14 protein-coding genes are annotated in these 16,407 nt (G+C 75.5%); 6 read left to right on the forward strand and 8 right to left on the reverse strand.

The window, feature by feature from the left end:
- Nucleotides 1–9 precede the first annotated feature (9 nt).
- Complete coding sequence (locus ACH4OA_RS26955; RefSeq protein ID WP_397971544.1) at nucleotides 10–1,245, reverse strand: lysostaphin resistance A-like protein; 1,236 nt, start codon at nucleotides 1,243–1,245, stop codon at nucleotides 10–12.
- 113 nt (nucleotides 1,246–1,358) lie between these two features.
- Here ACH4OA_RS26955 and ACH4OA_RS26960 point away from each other — a divergent pair, with 113 nt between their 5' ends.
- From ACH4OA_RS26960 to ACH4OA_RS26970, 3 genes are all read left to right on the forward strand, one after another.
- A complete protein-coding gene (locus ACH4OA_RS26960) occupies nucleotides 1,359–3,710 on the forward strand; it encodes a histidine kinase (RefSeq protein ID WP_397971547.1) in 2,352 nt (783 codons plus the stop codon).
- Entirely contained in the window at nucleotides 3,707–4,366 is a 660-nt protein-coding gene (locus ACH4OA_RS26965; RefSeq protein ID WP_397971550.1) for a response regulator, read from the forward strand. Before ACH4OA_RS26960 ends, ACH4OA_RS26965 begins: the two co-directional genes overlap by 4 nt.
- A gap of 80 nt (nucleotides 4,367–4,446) precedes the next feature.
- Nucleotides 4,447–5,214, forward strand: a complete 768-nt coding sequence (locus ACH4OA_RS26970) for an SDR family oxidoreductase (RefSeq protein WP_397971552.1) — start codon at nucleotides 4,447–4,449, stop codon at nucleotides 5,212–5,214.
- 22 nt (nucleotides 5,215–5,236) lie between these two features.
- Here the strand turns inward: ACH4OA_RS26970 and ACH4OA_RS26975 are convergent, their stop codons facing one another.
- From ACH4OA_RS26975 to ACH4OA_RS26990, 4 genes are all read right to left on the reverse strand, one after another.
- Nucleotides 5,237–6,301 (reverse strand): YihY/virulence factor BrkB family protein, encoded by a 1,065-nt coding sequence (locus ACH4OA_RS26975; RefSeq protein ID WP_365883842.1) that lies wholly within the window; start codon nucleotides 6,299–6,301, stop codon nucleotides 5,237–5,239.
- A 167-nt stretch (nucleotides 6,302–6,468) separates the two neighbouring features.
- Nucleotides 6,469–7,071 (reverse strand): hypothetical protein, encoded by a 603-nt coding sequence (locus tag ACH4OA_RS26980; protein ID WP_397942094.1) that lies wholly within the window; start codon nucleotides 7,069–7,071, stop codon nucleotides 6,469–6,471.
- Between the two features lie 220 nt (nucleotides 7,072–7,291).
- On the reverse strand, nucleotides 7,292–8,110 hold the full coding sequence (locus ACH4OA_RS26985) for a TIGR03943 family putative permease subunit (protein WP_397971554.1): 819 nt from the start codon (nucleotides 8,108–8,110) through the stop codon (nucleotides 7,292–7,294).
- The gene (locus ACH4OA_RS26990; RefSeq protein ID WP_397971557.1) at nucleotides 8,107–9,150 is read right to left on the reverse strand and encodes a permease; all 1,044 of its coding nucleotides are present in this window, start codon (nucleotides 9,148–9,150) and stop codon (nucleotides 8,107–8,109) included. The genes ACH4OA_RS26985 and ACH4OA_RS26990 overlap by 4 nt, the downstream gene beginning before the upstream one ends.
- A 269-nt stretch (nucleotides 9,151–9,419) precedes the next feature.
- On the opposite strand from ACH4OA_RS26990, the gene ACH4OA_RS26995 reads away from it, so the two are divergent.
- The 3 genes from ACH4OA_RS26995 (at nucleotide 9,420) to ACH4OA_RS27005 (ending at nucleotide 11,635) form a co-directional block, all read left to right on the forward strand.
- Nucleotides 9,420–10,247: a serine hydrolase gene (locus ACH4OA_RS26995; RefSeq protein ID WP_397942100.1), complete on the forward strand. Its 828-nt coding sequence runs from the start codon at nucleotides 9,420–9,422 to the stop codon at nucleotides 10,245–10,247.
- A gap of 173 nt (nucleotides 10,248–10,420) precedes the next feature.
- Complete coding sequence (locus ACH4OA_RS27000) at nucleotides 10,421–10,834, forward strand: SRPBCC family protein (RefSeq protein WP_365883996.1); 414 nt, start codon at nucleotides 10,421–10,423, stop codon at nucleotides 10,832–10,834.
- Between the two features lie 222 nt (nucleotides 10,835–11,056).
- Nucleotides 11,057–11,635: a hypothetical protein gene (locus tag ACH4OA_RS27005; RefSeq protein WP_397942240.1), complete on the forward strand. Its 579-nt coding sequence runs from the start codon at nucleotides 11,057–11,059 to the stop codon at nucleotides 11,633–11,635.
- A gap of 64 nt (nucleotides 11,636–11,699) precedes the next feature.
- Here the strand turns inward: ACH4OA_RS27005 and ACH4OA_RS27010 are convergent, their stop codons facing one another.
- From ACH4OA_RS27010 to ACH4OA_RS27020, 3 genes are all read right to left on the reverse strand, one after another.
- A complete protein-coding gene (locus ACH4OA_RS27010; protein ID WP_397971559.1) occupies nucleotides 11,700–12,227 on the reverse strand; it encodes a hypothetical protein in 528 nt (175 codons plus the stop codon).
- A 192-nt stretch (nucleotides 12,228–12,419) separates the two neighbouring features.
- Nucleotides 12,420–14,036 carry an amino acid ABC transporter substrate-binding protein gene (locus tag ACH4OA_RS27015; RefSeq protein ID WP_397942104.1) on the reverse strand — a complete coding sequence of 539 codons (1,617 nt, stop codon included), beginning with the start codon at nucleotides 14,034–14,036 and terminating at the stop codon, nucleotides 12,420–12,422.
- Between the two features lie 5 nt (nucleotides 14,037–14,041).
- Nucleotides 14,042–16,210, reverse strand: coding sequence for a hypothetical protein (locus tag ACH4OA_RS27020; RefSeq protein WP_397971561.1), 2,169 nt, complete (start codon nucleotides 16,208–16,210; stop codon nucleotides 14,042–14,044).
- Nucleotides 16,211–16,407: the final 197 nt, after the last annotated feature.

Consider the following 16,407-nt stretch of genomic DNA (forward strand, 5'->3'; position numbering starts at 1 on the left):
GGGCGGCGCCTACTCGGCCGGTCCGGGCCGGCCGGGCTCTCCCGCCCACGGCGGCACACCGGCCGGCCCCTGCGCAGACCCATGCCCATCCCCATGCCCCTGACCTTGCACATGCTTCTGCCCCGGAGCGGTCGTCCATGGTGCCGGCGCGCCGGAGGCCGGGTGGCCCGTCCACGGCGGAGGTGTCGGGGCGCCCGAAGGCGGCTGCCCGGTCCACGGCGGTGGTAGCGGGGCACCGGAGGCCGGATGGCCCGTCCAGTGCCCGGGGACCGGCGCCCCGGCGTACGGGTACGGCACGACGGGCACCGGTGGCGCGGCGGGAGGCGGGGGCGGGGCGGTGCGCTCCAGCCGGCGGCGGCGCAGCCACCAGGCCACGGCCGCCGTGTACAGGACGATGCCCAGCACGTCGAGCACGACCGTCTGCCAGTCGGCGTCGGCCGCGGTCTCGTCGGTGGCGAGCCCGTCCACGACGGCCGCCGAGACACCGAAGGCGAACAGGTTGTTGACCGCGTGCAGCGCGATGGACGCCTCCAGTCCGCCCGTCCGCCAGGTCAGCCAGCCCGCGCACGCGCCGAACACCATCAGGTCGGCGAAGCCCCAGGGGGTGCCCCAGCCGTGGGCGGCGGCGAACAGGACGGTCTGGGGCAGCAGCGCGGCCCAGGGCGAGCGCAGGAACGCCCCCGCGCTCTGCGTCAGCCAGCCGCGGAAGGCGTACTCCTCGGCGGCCGACTGCAACGGCACCAGGACCAGCAGCATGGCGAGGGCCCGGCCGAAGGCCGCCCATCCCACCCACTGATCCGGCGCCTCGCCGGTGTCCCCGGGCAGCAGGAACATGCCGCCCATCGACAGGGCGAGGACCGGCACGGCGGTCAGGACGCACAGGAGCAGCCAGCGCCATCTCAGCCGCCCGGTGACGGAGGAGAGCGTGCCGGCCGGGCGCTTGCCGATCCAGCGCACGGTCAGCAGCAGGACGGGGATGGCCGCCGCGAGCGTGAGCAGGTCCACGGCGGTGTCCGGGACGGGGCCGAACTCGGGCCAGCCGTCGGCGTCTTCGGGATAGCCGAGGCCCGCGCCCGCCGCCGCGGCGGCACCCATGACGACCATCACGGCGACCACATAGGTCACGGCCGCGACCAGGGTCCCGAGCAGGGGTCGCCACCATCGGTGGTGTGGTGAGAGGCGGGCCAGGCGGTGGTACGGGAGCGGCTGCCCGGCGGGCCGCGGCGGTGACTGCGGGTGTGTCATACCGTCAGCCTGCCAAGGAGAACCGGGCGTGCCATCGGCCGCCGGCATGACCGGGTTCTCTATCTCTGGTTGGTGTTCGCCGTCCCCGGCGGGTGTCTACGCTCGTCGGCGACATGGAGACGATACGCAACTGGCTTCTGCCCCTGCTGCTGGCGGCCGGGCAGGGTGTCCTGCTGTGGCCCGGGGTGGGCCCCGACGACCCGCCCGGGCCGCCGGCGCTGCTCGCCGTGCTGTGCGCGCTGGCCGTCGAGACAGTCGCGCTGGGCCGGCGCCGTACCGCACCGGTGCGGGCGCTGGCGGGCACCCTGGCCGCCCTGGTCGTCGGCGGGCTGGCGTGGCCCGACGGCTATCCGGGCTGCGGCACCCTGATCGCCCTGTACTCCGTCGCCGTGCGCTGTCCGGTGCCGGTGACGGTGCGGGCGGTGGCCGCCGTGGTGGGCGTGGAGTGGGCGGGGGCGGCCGTGCAGGAGGGCGCGCGGCCGGCGCTGCTGTCCGACATGGCGCTCTCGCTGGGCGGGTACGTGCTGTGCGCGGGTCTCGGCGAGGGCCGGCGCCAGTGGCTCGCCGGCCGGCTGACGGCGGCCCGGCGGCTGGCCGGGGCCGAGCAGGCCCGCCGGCTGGCGGGCGACCGGGAGCGCCGGCGGCTGGCCCGCGAGCTGCACGACGTGAGCGCCCATCACCTCACCTCGGTCGTGGTGACCGTCGACGCGGCGCGCAGGCTCCGGGACGGCAGGCCCCACCTGGCCGCCGAGGCGCTGTCGTTCGCGGAGCGCACCGGCACCGAGACCCTGACGGCGCTGCAACGGCTGGTGGGCCTGTTGCGGGACACCGACCACCGGGAACACCGGCCGATGAGCGGACGGATCGAGGAACTCCTCGCGGGATTCGGCCGGCTGGGCCGTCCGGTGACCGCGCGGATCCCGGACGACCTGGCCGGACCGGCGGCCGAGGCGGTCCACGGCATCGTCCGCGAGGCGCTCACCAACGCCCTGCGGTACGCGCCCGGCGCCGCCGCCCGGGTCGTGGTCCGGCGGGCGGACGGCCTGCTGGAACTGACCGTGGAGAACGCGCCGCCGCGCACCGCGCCGCAGGGCACCGGCGGGCTCGGCGCGGGACGCGGGGTGACCGGGATGCGGGAGCGGGCGGCCTCGGCCGGCGGCGAACTGACCGCGGGGCCCACGCCGGAGGGCGGCTGGCTGGTGCGCGCGACGCTGCCCGACGAAGCCGCGCCGCGGCGGCCGGACCCACCCGGCTGGCGGCGTGACGTCCTGCGGGAGCAGCGGCTCGCCGACCCGGCCCTGGCACTGGCGGCGATGATCCTGCCCGTGGCCTGCACGCTGGCGCTGAGCGAGGACTGGCCGGCCGCCGCGCGGCGGGCCGCGCTGCCGGGCCTGCTGGTCGTGTGCGGGCTGCTGGTGCTGCACGCGCTGCCGCTGCTGTGGCGCAGGCGTGCGCCGTGGGCCGTCTTCCTCACGGTGCTGGCGACGGCCTGGCTGAGCCCGGCGGCGGTCGTCGCGGTGCCGCTGCCGTCGCAGGTCGCGCAGTTCCTCGCGTGCGGGACGCTCGTGGAGGTGCTCGCCGTGTACGCGGTCGCCGCGTACGGCCGGGGCCCCTCGCGCACCTGGCCCGCGCCGGCCGCCGGGTCGTTCGGCGCGGCCTGTGCCGTGGCGGCGGTGTCGTGCGCCGACGGGGTGGCGGCGGGCGAGCCGGTGGGCGCGGCCGACCTGGTCCTGCTGCCGTTCGCGCTGACCGTCCTGCTGGCCCCGCTGTTCGCCGCCGTGTGGGGCGCCGGTCTGCTCGTACGGCGGCGCCGGCTGCGGGCCCTGGCGTTCGACGACTTCGCGTTCGCCAGCTCCCTGTGGCAGGCGGACCGGGCCGCGGAGGCGGAGCGGCGGCGGCTGGCGGCCACGCTGAGCGACGCCGTGCTGACCCACACCCGGGAGCTGGTCGGCGCGGCCCGGCGCGGCGACCTGGAGGAGGTGGCGGGCACGGCCCGGGCGGCGCTGGCCGCGATGCGGGAGATGCTGCGCGGCCTGGGCGACGCCGCGGACGAGGGGCCCGGTGGTCCGCTCGCGCCGTCGCCGTCCGCCGCCGACCTCGGCGCCCTGTGCGGCGCGCTGCGTGCCGCCGGCCGTGACGTACGGCTGCGGGGGCTGCCGGAGGCGGCCCGCGAACTGCCGCCGTCCGTGCAGGTGTCGGTGTACCGGATCGTGGAGGCCGCGCTCGGCGCCGGCGATCCGGGCCCGGCCCGGGTGACGCTGCGGCGGCGCCGCGGCACCCTGCGGATCACGGTGACCGGTGTCCGGCTCGCCGTCGCGGGCCCGGTCGCGGAGCGGCTGCGGGTGCAGGTCGCCGCGGGTGAGGGACGGATCGTGTGCGAACCGGCCGGTACGCTACGGGTGTCGTTGCCGGCCGGAGCCGTTCCGGCCCCCGTCCAGGAGGTGTCCCCGTCGACATACGCGTGATCGTCGTCGACGACCAGGCCGTGGTCCGTGCCGGATTCGCCGCCATCGTGGACGCGGAACCCGGTCTGACGGTGGTGGCCGAGGCCGGTGACGGGGCGACGGCGGTGTCGCTCGCCACGGCCGGGGACGCCGACGTCGTCCTGATGGACATCCGGATGCCGGGTATGGACGGGCTCACCGCCACCCGGCTGATCACCGCGCCGGCCGGTGCGCCACGGGTGCTCGTGCTCACCACGTTCGACCTGGACGAGTACGTGTACGAGGCGCTGCGTGCCGGGGCGTCCGGGTTCCTGCTGAAGGACGCCCAGCCCGAGGAACTGCTGTCCGCGATCCGGGTGGTCGCGGCCGGCGACGGCATCCTGGCGCCCGCCGTGACCCGTCGGCTGATCGACACCTTCGCCCGCGGCGGCCCCGCCCTGCCCCCGGCCGACGGGCCGCTGGGGCGGCTGACCCAGCGGGAGCGGGAAGTCCTGCTGAAGATCGCCTCCGGTCTGACCAACGCGGAGATCGGCGCCGAACTCGGCGTCACCACCGGCACGGTCAAGAGCCATGTGAACGCCCTGCTGTCCAAGCTGGGACTGCGCGACCGGGTCCAGGCCACGATCCTCGCCTACGAGAGTGGTCTGATCAGCCCGCGCGGCACCCTGCGGGGCTGACCGCCCGGGGGCCGGGCCCGGGTGAGATCGATGTCCGCCGGCCGCCGGTGCCGCCCGCGCCGCTCCGGTGGGATGGAGCCATGACATCGACATCGACATCGACATCGACCACACGACTCGACGGCAAGACGGCACTGGTCACCGGCGGCAGCCGGGGCATCGGCGCGGCGACGGCACGGCGGCTGGCCCGGGAGGGCGCGGACGTGGCCGTCACCTATGTGCACGGCAAGGACGCGGCGCAGGCCGTCGTACGGGACATCGAGGCGCTGGGGCGGCGGGCCGTGGCCCTGCGCGCCGACGCGGCGGACGCGGCCGAGGCGGCGGACGCCGTGCGGCAGGCGGCCGGGGCGCTGGACGGGCTGGACATCCTGGTGGGCAACGCGGGCGTCGGGGTGATGGGGCCGCTGGCGGACCTGTCGCTCGCCGACGTCGACCGCCTGCTCGCGGTGAACGTGCGCGGCGTGTTCCTGGCCGCCCAGTCCGCCGCCGGACTCCTGCGGCCCGGCGGACGGATCATCACCGTGGGAAGCTGCGTCGCCGCACGCGTGCCGGGGCCCGGGGCCACGCTGTACGCGATGAGCAAGTCGGCCGTGGTCGGGCTGACCAAGGCGCTGGCCCGGGAGCTGGCCGGGCGCGGCATCACCGCGAACGTCGTGCACCCGGGCCCGACCGACACCGACATGAACCCCGCGGACGGCCCGTACGCCTCCGGCCAGGCCGCCATGACCGCCCTGGGCCGCTACGGCACGGCCGACGAGGTGGCGTCCATGGTGGCGTTCCTCGCCGGACCGGACGCGGCCTATGTGACGGGCGCGGAGTTCTCGGTGGACGGCGGACACGCGGCGTGAGGCGGCGGGGAGGGCGTGCGCGTCAGGTCTCGTCCAGGCGGCGTACGTCCTCCTCGTCCCACTTCCTGGTGTCGCGGGGCTGGGTGTAGGGCTCGGCCTGCGGCGGATGGCCGCCGGCGATGGCCCGCTGCCGTACGGTCTCCGCGTCGAACTCCAGGCCCAGCAGGATCGCCAGATTGGTGATCCACAGCCAGACCAGGAAGACGATGACGCCGGCCATGGTGCCGTAGGTCTTGTTGTACGAGCCGAAGTTGGCGACGTAGAACGCGAACCCGGCGGAGGCGGCCATCCAGATCAGCAGGGCGAGGAGGCTGCCGGGTGTGATCCAGCGGAAGCCCTTGACCTTGGCGTTCGGGGTCGCCCAGTACAGCAGCGCGATCATGAGGGTGACGAGGACGACGAGCACCGGCCACTTCGCGATCGACCAGACCGTCAGCGCGGTGTCGCCGATGCCGATCGCCTGTCCGGCCCGCCGGGCCAGGCTGCCGGTGAACACCACGATGAGCGAGCCGGCGACGGCGAGCACCATCAGCGCCACCGTGACGCCGATCCGCACCGGGAGGATCTTCCACACCGGCCGGCCCTCGGGCATGTCGTAGACGGCGTTGGCGGCGCGGATGAAGGCCGCCACATAGCCGGACGCCGACCACACGGCCAGCACGATGCCGACCAGGGCCACGACCGAGCCGATGCCGGCGCCGTCGCGGAGTTGCTGCACGGCCCGGGTGATGATGTCGCGGGCGGGGCCCGGGGCCAGGTTCCGCAGGTTGGCCAGCACCCGGTCGGTGGCCGACCGGCCGGCGACGGCCAGCAGGGAGACCAGCACCAGCAGCGCCGGGAACAGGGACAGGACGCTGTAGTACGTGAGCGCCGCGGCCCGGTCGGTCAGCTCGTCGTCCCGGAACTCGCGCAGGGCGCCCCGGAAGACCGCGCGCCAGGCCCGCCGGGGCAGCCGGACCGGCGTGTCCGGGGCCCGTCGCTCGACCTCCGGACCGGGTCCGGCTTCCTCCGGTGCCGGGATGCGCGGCTCCGGTGACTCGTCGGCGGCCTGCCGGTGGTGCCGTCGTGAAAGGTGCAGCTTCGCCATACCCGCCGGGTAACCCGGCCCGGCGTCCTCACGCCCCCGCGGCCTGGACCGGTCACGCGTCCTCACGCCCCTGCGGCCTGGACCGGTCGCGCCTCCTCACGCCCCTACGGACGGGACCGGTCGCGCGGCGGGTGACCGGCCGCCGAGGTGCACCGGGCGGGGCCCGGTCAGCCCCTGCCGCCGCTGAGGTTGCCCCACCGGGGCCCTATCCGCTTCCACTCCTCGTCCCATTCGGCCATGCGGCGCCGGATGAGCCGGTCGCGGACCAGCCACACCCCGCCCCAGACCAGCGCGCCGGCGGTCGGGGCGACGAGGGCGCCGGTGAGGGCCGCCTGGAGGTCGGCCGCCGCGCCGACGACGGGAGCGGGCACGATCCGGCCCGCCGGGTTCGTCCACACGGTCACCCGGCTTCCGGCGGGGACGCCCGGGACGACCTTGGCCCGGTCCGTGCGCACCGCTCCGTCCGGGCCGGTCCACCGCACGGTCGCCCACACCCGCCCGTCGTCGTAGCCGCTGCCCGCGGACGGTCTGCGCGCGGCGCCGTCGGTGACCACGGCGGAGACGGAGTGCGTCCGGACCAGCCGTGCCGCGAACGCCGACTCGGAGGTCCGGGCCGCCGCCAGGCCCGCGACGACCCCGGCGAGGAGGGCCAGCAGCCAGCCGGCGAGCACGATCCACGCCTCCACGACATCGCTGTGCCGCCTGAGCGGATTGCGCCGCCAGCGCCACCACCACACCCGGGTGACCGTCGTGGCAGGTGTCCGCGTCATCGCCACCGCCTCCTTCCGCACGCCGGCGGCCCGCGACCGGGACCGCCCGGCACGGTGGCCCGGACCCGGTCCCGGAACAGCGTCACCACACCATCGTGCACCTCTCCTCGCCGGTCGTCCGCGCGGGCCGGGGAAAGACCTCGGGAAGACCCGGGGAAGGAGGCCGGGAAGCCTCCGGCAAGGGCTCGGGAAGAGGTCGGAGAGAAGTCGGGAAGGGGTGTCAGGAAGGGGCCAGCGGCAGGTCGTCGGTGTAGGCGTTCACCGGCGGTGCGACGGGCCTGGCGTCCCTGACGTCGAGCGCCGCCTCGGCGGTCCGCGTGCCCAGGGTGCCCCGCGGGTGCCAGGTGCCGGTCACCGCGAGCCAGGTGTCGGCGGGCGGCGCCTGCCCGCCGTACACGCGCACCCGGACCGTCTGGGAGTCCGCCGCGCAGCAGGAGAAGACGATGCGGGTCAGGTACCAGCCGCCGCCCTGCCCGGCCGGGGTGACGAAGCCGGTCAGCCGTACGGCGCGGCCCCGCACCGCCCCGCTGCGGTCCTGCTGGACCCGCCGGGTGAAGTCGGTGAGGGTGAGCGGCAGGGGCGAGGTCGCGGGCAGGGCGGGGAAGCCCCGCTGCACGGTGACCGGCTTGTCGTTCGCCCGGGCCGCGGTGTACGCGCCGAGCGCGGGCGGCGCGTGGAAGAGCAGGCTGAGCGCGGGCAGGAACAGCAGCCAGGCGGCGCGCGGGGTGCCGGCGTGGTCGTGCCCGTGCCCGTGGGCCTCGGCGGGGTCGTGCCCGTGCGTGTGGGCGGGGCCGGGCGCGTGAGTGGCGGCGGGGCCGGGCTCGTGAGTGTCGGTGTTGTCTGTGCGGGGCGCGGGGCGCCGGTCGGCGCGGGTGGCCGCCGACGCCAGCGCGAGCAGCAGCAGGACCGCCCCGGACGCGATCAGCGGCGGGCGCAGTCCGGCCTTGACGTAGCGCAGGTAGAGGTCGGTGAAGAGGGCCGCGTGCAGCAGGCCGGCCCCGGTCAGGGCCAGCAGGAGGGTCTGGACGTGCCGTCTCACAGCAGCGCCCCCGCGGTCAGGACACTGGCGGCGACCGCGACGACCGTGGTCGCCGTGCAGAACCGCCAGGCGAAGGCCCGGCCGAAGGTGCCGGCCTGGAGCGCGATCAGCTTGAGGTCGACCATCGGACCGACCACCAGGAAGGCGAGCCGGGCGGTCGGCGAGAAGCCGGTGAGGGAGGCCGCGACGAACGCGTCCGCCTCCGAGCAGACGGCCAGCAGCACGGCGAGGCCCGCCAGGAAGACCACCGACAGCCACGGTGAGCCGGAGAAGGCGTCCAGGACGGAGCCCGGCACGCCGACGTTGAAGGTGGCGGCGGCCATGGCACCGAACACGAGGAAGCCGCCGGCGTGCAGGAAGTCGTGCTGGAAGCCGAGCCGAAACTCCCGCCAGCGGCCGTGGCCGGGCCGGTGGCCGGTGTGCCTCTGGCGCAGCAGGGGGCGCAGCCACTCCTCCTTGCCGCGCCAGAGCCACAGCCAGCCCATCACGGCCGCCGTGGCGAGGGAGGCCAGCAGCCGGGCGGCGACCATCGCGGGGCTGCCGGGGAAGGCGACGGCGGTGGCCACGAGGACCACCGGGTTGATCGCCGGCGCGGAGAGCAGGAAGGCGAAGGCGGCGGCCGGCGGCACGCCCCGGCGGATCAGGCTGCTCGCGACGGGGACGGAGGCGCACTCGCAGCCCGGCAGGACCGCGCCGGCCGCACCGGCGACCGGGACGGCGAGGGCGGGCCGCTTCGGCAGCACCCGGGTGAACAGGTCGGCCGGCACGAAGGCGTTGATGGCGCCGGACAGGGCGGTGCCCAGAAGCAGGAAGGGCAGCGCCTGCACGGTGATGGCCAGGCAGACGGTCCGCCAGGCCTGGACGGCCGGCGGTCGCGGCCACGGGACGCCGGCCGGCAGGAGCACGACGGCGGCACCGGCGCCGAGCGCGAGGGCGGTGCCGAGCAGCCACGGCCCGGGGCGGCGCGCCGAGCGCGGGCGCCCGGGAGGCACCGCGACCGCGCTCGGCGCCGTACCGACCAGTTCATCCGTTTTTTCCATCGTCGCTCCGGATGTCGGTGTCCCGGCGACGATAGGCGAGGAGGCCGGCCGGACCGCGCGTACACGCCGCCGCCTGGGACGGCCGGACGGCACGATGCGCCCCGTCGGCGGCCCCACTCCCCCTCGTCGGCCCCACTCCCCCATCGACGGCTCCGCTCCCCTTCGGTGGCGCTCCCCTTCGGTGGCTCTTCTCACAATCGGGGCGAAGACGGGCGGAACGTGACGGCCGCCATGTCAGCGCGGGCGCATCTTGTCTACGTTCGTTCCTCATGTCCTCCCGCCTCTCCCGCACCGCTCGGGCCAAGACCGCCGCGCTCGCGGCCTCGGCCGCCGCCCTGTTCTCCGCCGGCCTCCTGCACCCGTCGCCCGCGGTGGCCGCGCCGCCCGCGAAGGCCTCGGCGCACGCCACGGCGGCCGTCCTCGACCTGGACGGCACCGGCGGCACCGCCGTGGTGAGCGGCGGGGACCGGGCGTACGACACCGCCAGCATCGTCAAGGTCGACATCCTCGCCGCGCTGCTGCTCCGCGCGCAGGACGCGGGACGGGAGCTGACCCCCGCCGAGCGCGGCCTCGCCGAGCCGATGATCCGGCGCAGCGACAACGCGGCCGCCAACGCCCTGTGGCGGCGGATCGGCCGCGCCCCGGGGCTGGCGGCGGCCAACGAGCGGCTGGGGCTGACCGCGACCACGGGCGGCCCCGGCGGCAAGTGGGGGCTGACCCGGACGACGGCGGGCGACCAGGTGCGGCTGCTGCGGGAGGTGTTCGGTCCCGGGGACACCGCGCGCCGGGGCTCCGGCGGGCTCGACGGGCGGTCCCGCGCCTATGTCCGCACGCTGATGGGCCAGGTCGTACCGGAGCAGGCGTGGGGTGTCCCGGCGGCCGGCGATCCGGACTCCCCGCGGGCGCTGAAGAACGGCTGGCTCCAGCGGAGCACCACGGGTCTGTGGGACGTCAACAGCGTCGGCGAGGTCACCGTGCGGGAACACCGGTACCTCGTCGCGGTGCTGTCCGACGGGAACGTCTCCATGAGCGACGGTGTGTCCCTGGTGGAACGGACGGCACGCGCGGCGATGGCGGCACAGCCTGCGGCCGCGTGACGGTCTCCGCTGCGTGAAGGTGTCTGCGGCGTCCAGGTGCCGGTCGGCGGGCCGGTGCCGGGGGGCGTCCCGTGCCGGCCGGCCGTGAGGAAGCCGGGGCGGGGGCTTTTCGGCCGCCGTGGAAGGGGCACGCGGTCGGGGTACGTCGTCCGACCGGAAGGAGCGCTACCACGATGGCCGAGTACGAACGTTCCCGCACGATGCCCGCGCAGCCCGAGCACGTCTTCGACCAGGCGGCCAATGTCGCGCAGCTCGACGCGTGGCTCCCGGACGCCCTGCACGTGGCGGTCCAGGACCCGCCCGCCGTGACCGTGCACGAGGACCACTCCGGTCAGGACCTGCCCGCCCTGCTGCGGTCCGAGCCGGACCAGATGCGCCTGGAGTGGGGCACCCGCGAGCAGGGCAGCTACACCGGCTGGCTCCAGGTGGCGGGCATCGGCAGCGGCGCCAGCGAGGTGACCGTGCACCTGTCCTTCTTCGAAGCCGGCCACGACCCGGGCGAGCAGGCGGTGTACGACGCGCTGGACGGCAGTCTGCGGCGGTTGGAGGAACAGGTGCGCATGCGGACGGAGAACGCGGCCGGCTGACGCCCCGGCGCGCTGCTGCTCAGGAAGCGGTTCACGACCGCGCCGCCGGTACGGTTCCCGCGGCCGCGCCCTGGTGTCCGAGCGGCCGGTGTCACCGTGACCGGTGGGGCTGCCGGTCCGGCACCGGCCCGCTTTCGGCCGCATTTCCAGCTCCGCGGCCCGGCCGGGCCCGCCGTCGCCGATGATGGGCGGGACGTGGCCGGCACGGGGCGGGAGGCGGACGTGGGCTGGACGACGGAGGAGTTCGGGGACTCCCATGAGGGCATCGTGGGAGCCGTCCTGGACGACGGCAGTGAGCCGAAGCCCGCGTACTTCGACATCGGCAGCGGCGCGACGATGTACCGGACCAGCGAGTGGTGGGCGTACGACGGCGGGGCGAGCAGACCGAGGGCCGCCGCCGTGCGGGCCGCGTGCAGTTGCGGCTGGCGCGGGCCCAGCAGTCCGGTGCCGTGGGGCGAGCTGGACGAGGAGGGTCTGGAGGACATGGACGTCTCCGGGCCGCGCCGGGACTGGAGCGAGCACATCCGCGCGGTGGAGCGGCGGACCGTGCCGCTGCCGGACGACCTGGCCCAGTTGCTCACCGCTCTGGAGGACAGGCTGGCCGCGCTGGCCGAGGACGCGCCGGCCGCCGCGCTGCGGGCCGTCGCCGCGCTGGACCGGCTGACCGGGCAGGCCGGCCGGGAGGCGGCCCGCGCGTTCGACGAGGACGGCGACGGACGCTGGGAGGACCTGGGGCGCGCGCTGGGCATCGGCGCGGACCGCGCCCACTCGCTCGTCACCCGCTACCTGCTGCTGCGCTGACCCCGGCCCGTCCCGGGGCCGCACCCCGGCGTCCGGGTCGGACCCTCCGCGTCCGTCAGATGGCTCAGGCCGCCAGGGTGGGGCCCGGGGTGAGGCGGTCGCGGAGCTGGGCGTGGTGGAGGCCGGTGACGGGGGCCAGCAGGTCGGGATGGCGGAGCAGGGCGGCGGCGCGGCGGTCGACGTCGTCGGGGTCCAGCAGCCGGCGGAAGGCGGCCGACGCGTCCGCGGCGTGCTCGGCACCGGCCAGCGCGGCGACGGCGAGGCCGGCCAGTGCGGGATCGGTGAGCAGCGCGGCGGCCCAGCTGGCCACGACCTCGTCCACCCAGGTGCGCCACGCCCACTCCTCGGCCGGCTGCTCGCCGGAGCCGTCGGCGCCGGCGATCCAGTCCAGGCGGGCCGCGCCGCCCGGGCCCGCCAGGGTGACCAGGCCCGCGTCGATCTCGGTGGGATACCGCAGCCGGGCGGCCACCGTGACCGCCTGCCGGGCCTGCGCCTCGCACAGCGCGGCGGCGAGCGCGCCGCCGCAGGGCGGGTAGGCGACCGTCAGCCAGCGCGCCGTCGCGGCTATCAGGGGAGACAGATCAGTGGGCACGGCCGGACCGTCCGAGGGGCGAGGGGGTGAGGGCTCCTCGCCACGGTAGCCCGGCGCCCGGCGCACCCGGGAGGGAGTGCGAACCAGCTCATATGTGACCTGACCCACGCCCGCCGCACGAGGACGCTCCCGTGGCCTGGGACTCCCGGGCCGGGCGGGCGGGCCGTCCGGTGCGCCGGCCCGGGACGTCCGTCACGAGGTGTGGTCGGGGATGACGCAGTTGTGCGGCTGCGGCCGGCCGTCGGCGGGCCAGCCGAGGCCGACGAACTTCAGCTTGCCCCCGCCCTTCCGGCCCGGATCGAGTTCGACCACCGCGACCGGTTTGTCGTACGGGTTGCCGCCGCCGGTCAGGCAGATCAGACCGCTGGTGCCGCGCACCCGGTGCTGGGACTGGAGCTGCGCCCACTCCCTGCCGACGTCCTCCGGGCCGGGCGTGTTCTCGGCGGCGCCGCTCTGTGCCTGGTGCAGTGCCGTGCCGATGGTCACCAGGCCGTCGTACACGAGCATCGTCCGGGAGTCCTCCAGGTCCGGTGGGGCGCCGAAGTCCGTCGCGGGGGTGGTCTCGATCAGCTTCTCCAGGCCGGCCAGGGCCGCCTGGGGCTCGGTGAGGTACTGGGGCAGGTCCCGCTCGGCGGGCTCGCGGCCGTGGGTCCTGGCCCAGTCCTTCTTCCACGCGGCCAGCTCGGTGCTCCAGGCCTCGGGATGGGCGGGGGCGGCGTACTGCACGGTCACCTTGGGCCGGCCGGCCGTGCCGCGCAGCCGCTCCCAGTCCCGCGCACTCATGTTCTGCCGCAGCGAGGCGGCGTCGGAGCCGCTGATGATCGTGTAGTGCCGGTTCGCGCAGCCCACCTCGGCCAGTTTCAGTGCGAAGAGCCGCAGGTGCAGCGTGCGGCCGGCGAAGTAGACGGTGTCGGCCTGCGAGCCGCAGATGTTGTTGGCTATCGAGGTGAACTGGTTGCCGGTGGAGCCCGCCTCGTCGATCTCCGGGGACGTGAAGGACATCGCGGCGGGGCCGGCCGGGCCCTTCTCCTCGATCCCGTCGAACGCCTTCGCCAGCGACTCGTTGTAGCTGTCGGGGCGCGTGTCGTGGACCAGCACCGTCCTGCTGTTCTCCCGGTTCCAGTCACCGTTGAAGCCGGCCAGGGCCCGGGCCACGTCGTCGTTGGTGGGGATGATCCGGGCCAGGCCGGGGAAGTCCGGCTTGGCCACCGCCGCGAGGCCCTCCTTGTTGGCTATCCCGTTTCCGGTGATCCGGGAGGCGAGCACCGGGACGTGGTGGGCGGTCAGCCGTCGGACGGCCGCCTCGGTGGCACCGAGGCTCAGGTTGAACCCGGTGACGGCGCGCAGCCGGTCCGCGGAGGAGTCGGCCATGCGCAGCAGGGTGTCCACGACCGTCGACTGGTGTCTGTAGTCCCGTCCGGGGTCGGCCAGCACCAGCCGGATCTTCGGCGGCTCGCCCGTGCCCGCGTTGGCCGCCAGCTGTCCCAGGTACGCGCCCTGGAGGTCGCTGCGGATCTGCCGGCGCAGGGCCGGCTTGTCGGAGTGCAGCGGCAGCATCATGGCCACCGTGACATGGGGCTCCTTGTCGATCCGGTCGTTCTCCCGGGCGATGGCCTTGGCCACGGCGCTGATCTCCTCGGTGCCGAAGTCGTAGCCCGAGCCGTTGACGCCGACGCACTCGCCGCCGATCCGCTCGACACCCTCGGCGCAGGTGTCCGGCCGGTGCAGGAAGGACCAGCCGAACACGCCGCCCGCCACGACCACCACCGTGGCCAGCAGCGTGTAGAGGATCTTCTTCCACCTGGGCATCGCGGTTATCTCCTTCGCCCGAGCTGATCGGTGCACGCGCAGCGCAGCAGCGGCTGGTCGTTCTCCGCGAGGCCGCTCCATTCGGTGGCCGTCCTGCCGAGCTGCCCGGCCCCTTCGAACTCCATGATCGAGAGCAGGTCCAGCAGCTTGGCCAGTGTGCGGGCCGTCTCCGGTCCGGTCGGCCTGGTCCGCTCCTCGCACAGCCACACCGCGTGCAGCAGCTGGTCGACGGTGCGGCGCAGCGCCGGTCCGTCCACCGCGACCAGGCCCTGGGCGCGCCGCCGGCGGGTGTCCGCGCCGCCCGGATACGGCGCCTGCGCGATCTCCAGCAGCTCGGCGCACCACTCCCCTGGCCGGCCCGGCAGCGTGGCGGCCAGATGGCGGACGACGTCGTCGACCCCGCCGGAGACCAGGTGGTGGTTCATCCGGTGCGTCATGACCGACCGGAACGCGCCGCCCGGCGCCGCGTCCTGCGCCACGCGTCCGGTGTAGTGGTCGCGCAGCAGGTGGTGGTCGGCGTACCAGGCGGCGCCGTCGGGCTCCAGCCCGTACAACCGGTGCACCAGTAGCTGACGCAGACCGAAGTCCCCGATGAAGTGCCGTTCGCAGCCGGGCCATCCGGTGTCGGCGAGGAACTGGGCGACATGATGGGCCGTCAGCCGGTGGACGCGGCGGCGCTGGTGGTGACGGAGCAGGACGTCCGCGCACTCCGTGTCGTGGGCCACCGACAGATGGGTGAGCAGGTCGAGCCACTGGTCGTGGTGTTCGGCGGGCAGCCGTACCGGCAGTTGCGCCAGGACCAGTTCCTCCAGCAGGACGTCCGCCACGGGCCGCTCGGTGGTGGTGCCGTCGGCCGGGAGCGGCAGCGTGGCGGCGAGGATGTCCCGGTCGTTGGCGTCCTCCGGCATGTGGTAGGTCGCGGCGGCGGCGGCCAGCCGGATCACCGTGTGCGGCCGTCCGCCGCTCAGCCGGGCCACGGCGGCGTCGATACGGCGGCGGTTGGTGCCGCCCAGTTCTCCGGCGCGCCGCTGTCTGCGGACCGTCTCCTCGCGGAGCTGGTCGCCGGTCAGCAGCGGCATCCGCAGCAGGAGCACCCCGTCGGCCAGTGGTGCCCGGCCCTCGCCCGAGGCGGTGCGCCGGGTCCAGGCGGGCGGTGCGCCGTCGGCCGGCCGGAACTCCGCCGGGGACGGCACCTCCCGGGCGGGCAGTCCCTCGTACAGGAAGGCGCCGCCGTCCGCCCGGCGCGCGGTGCCCACGATCACCACGCGGTCGCGCTGGCCGCCGCGGCGGTCGGTGAGCACGGCGCGCAGCAGCTGTTCTCCGAGTGGTGTCTCGGCGTGGTCCAGCAGCATCGCCGGGCGGCCGACCCGGCGCAGCCAGCCCACCGCTCCCCCGTAGGCCGCTTCCAGGTCCTCGCGCAGGGCCCGGAAGAGAAAGCGCTCCGCCACCTCGCGTCCCTCGCCGCCGGCCCGGAAGTCGGCGGCGAGGTCGCGCAGTCCGTGCTCGGGCTGGCCGGCCGCGCCGGGGTACGCGCCGTAGAGCCGGGCCATCTCCGTCCGGCCTCGGGGTGCCAGGCTGGAGATGAGGGCGTCCACCAGTGCGCCGCTGACCGCGGCCGAGTAGGGGCCGAGCGCCTGCGCGGACAGGGTGTTCAGCAGGTTCCGGATGGCGCCGAGGAGCGCGCCGCGCCAGAAGTCGCCTGCCGCGACGCCGCGGAAGCGCTGGCGCTGGGGCAACTCCGCGTACCGTTCGACCTCCGCCGCGACCGCGTCGGGCGTTCCCTCCGCCACTCCGGTCGCGATCACCGCGAGGCCCGCGAAGAGCCGCGGGAAGGTGAACGAACCGCCTGTTCCCTGCCAGGTGCACAGCCGCCGGGCGGCCTCGACCAGCACCTCGGTGGCGGCCGAGCGGGCGCCCGGCTCCGGCTCGGCCCGTTCCGCATGGACCGGTGAGCCGCAGTCCAGGTAGATCACCGGCACCTTGGTGGCGAACCGGTCCCGGGCGGCGCGAAGCAGCCGGCCTTTGCCCATGCCCGGGCCGCCGGTGAGCAGTACGACGGGCAGGTCCGGACCGTACAGGGGTTCACGAGTGGCCCCCGACGGCGACCGCCCGAGCATACGGGCGAAGAAACCGTCCTCGCCGAGGAGTCTTTCGAACCCCAGGTCATCACACACGGATCCCTCTGGCTGCTCTCCCCGCCCGGGAGCGGGTGATCGATGTGGCGGAGGAGATCAGTGGAACATAGAGCCTTCTGTTCGGACAACGGTGGTTACGCGAAAGAATGCGGACTGATGCCGTATCAGAACGCTTATGGCCAAAGGCAGTTCCTCGCTGTCCCCGTCCGGGGTCTCACCTGCGCCGGGCCGGACGC

Origin of the sequence: Streptomyces sp. NPDC017095 (assembly GCF_044332325.1) — a bacterium.
Lineage (GTDB): Bacteria > Actinomycetota > Actinomycetes > Streptomycetales > Streptomycetaceae > Streptomyces.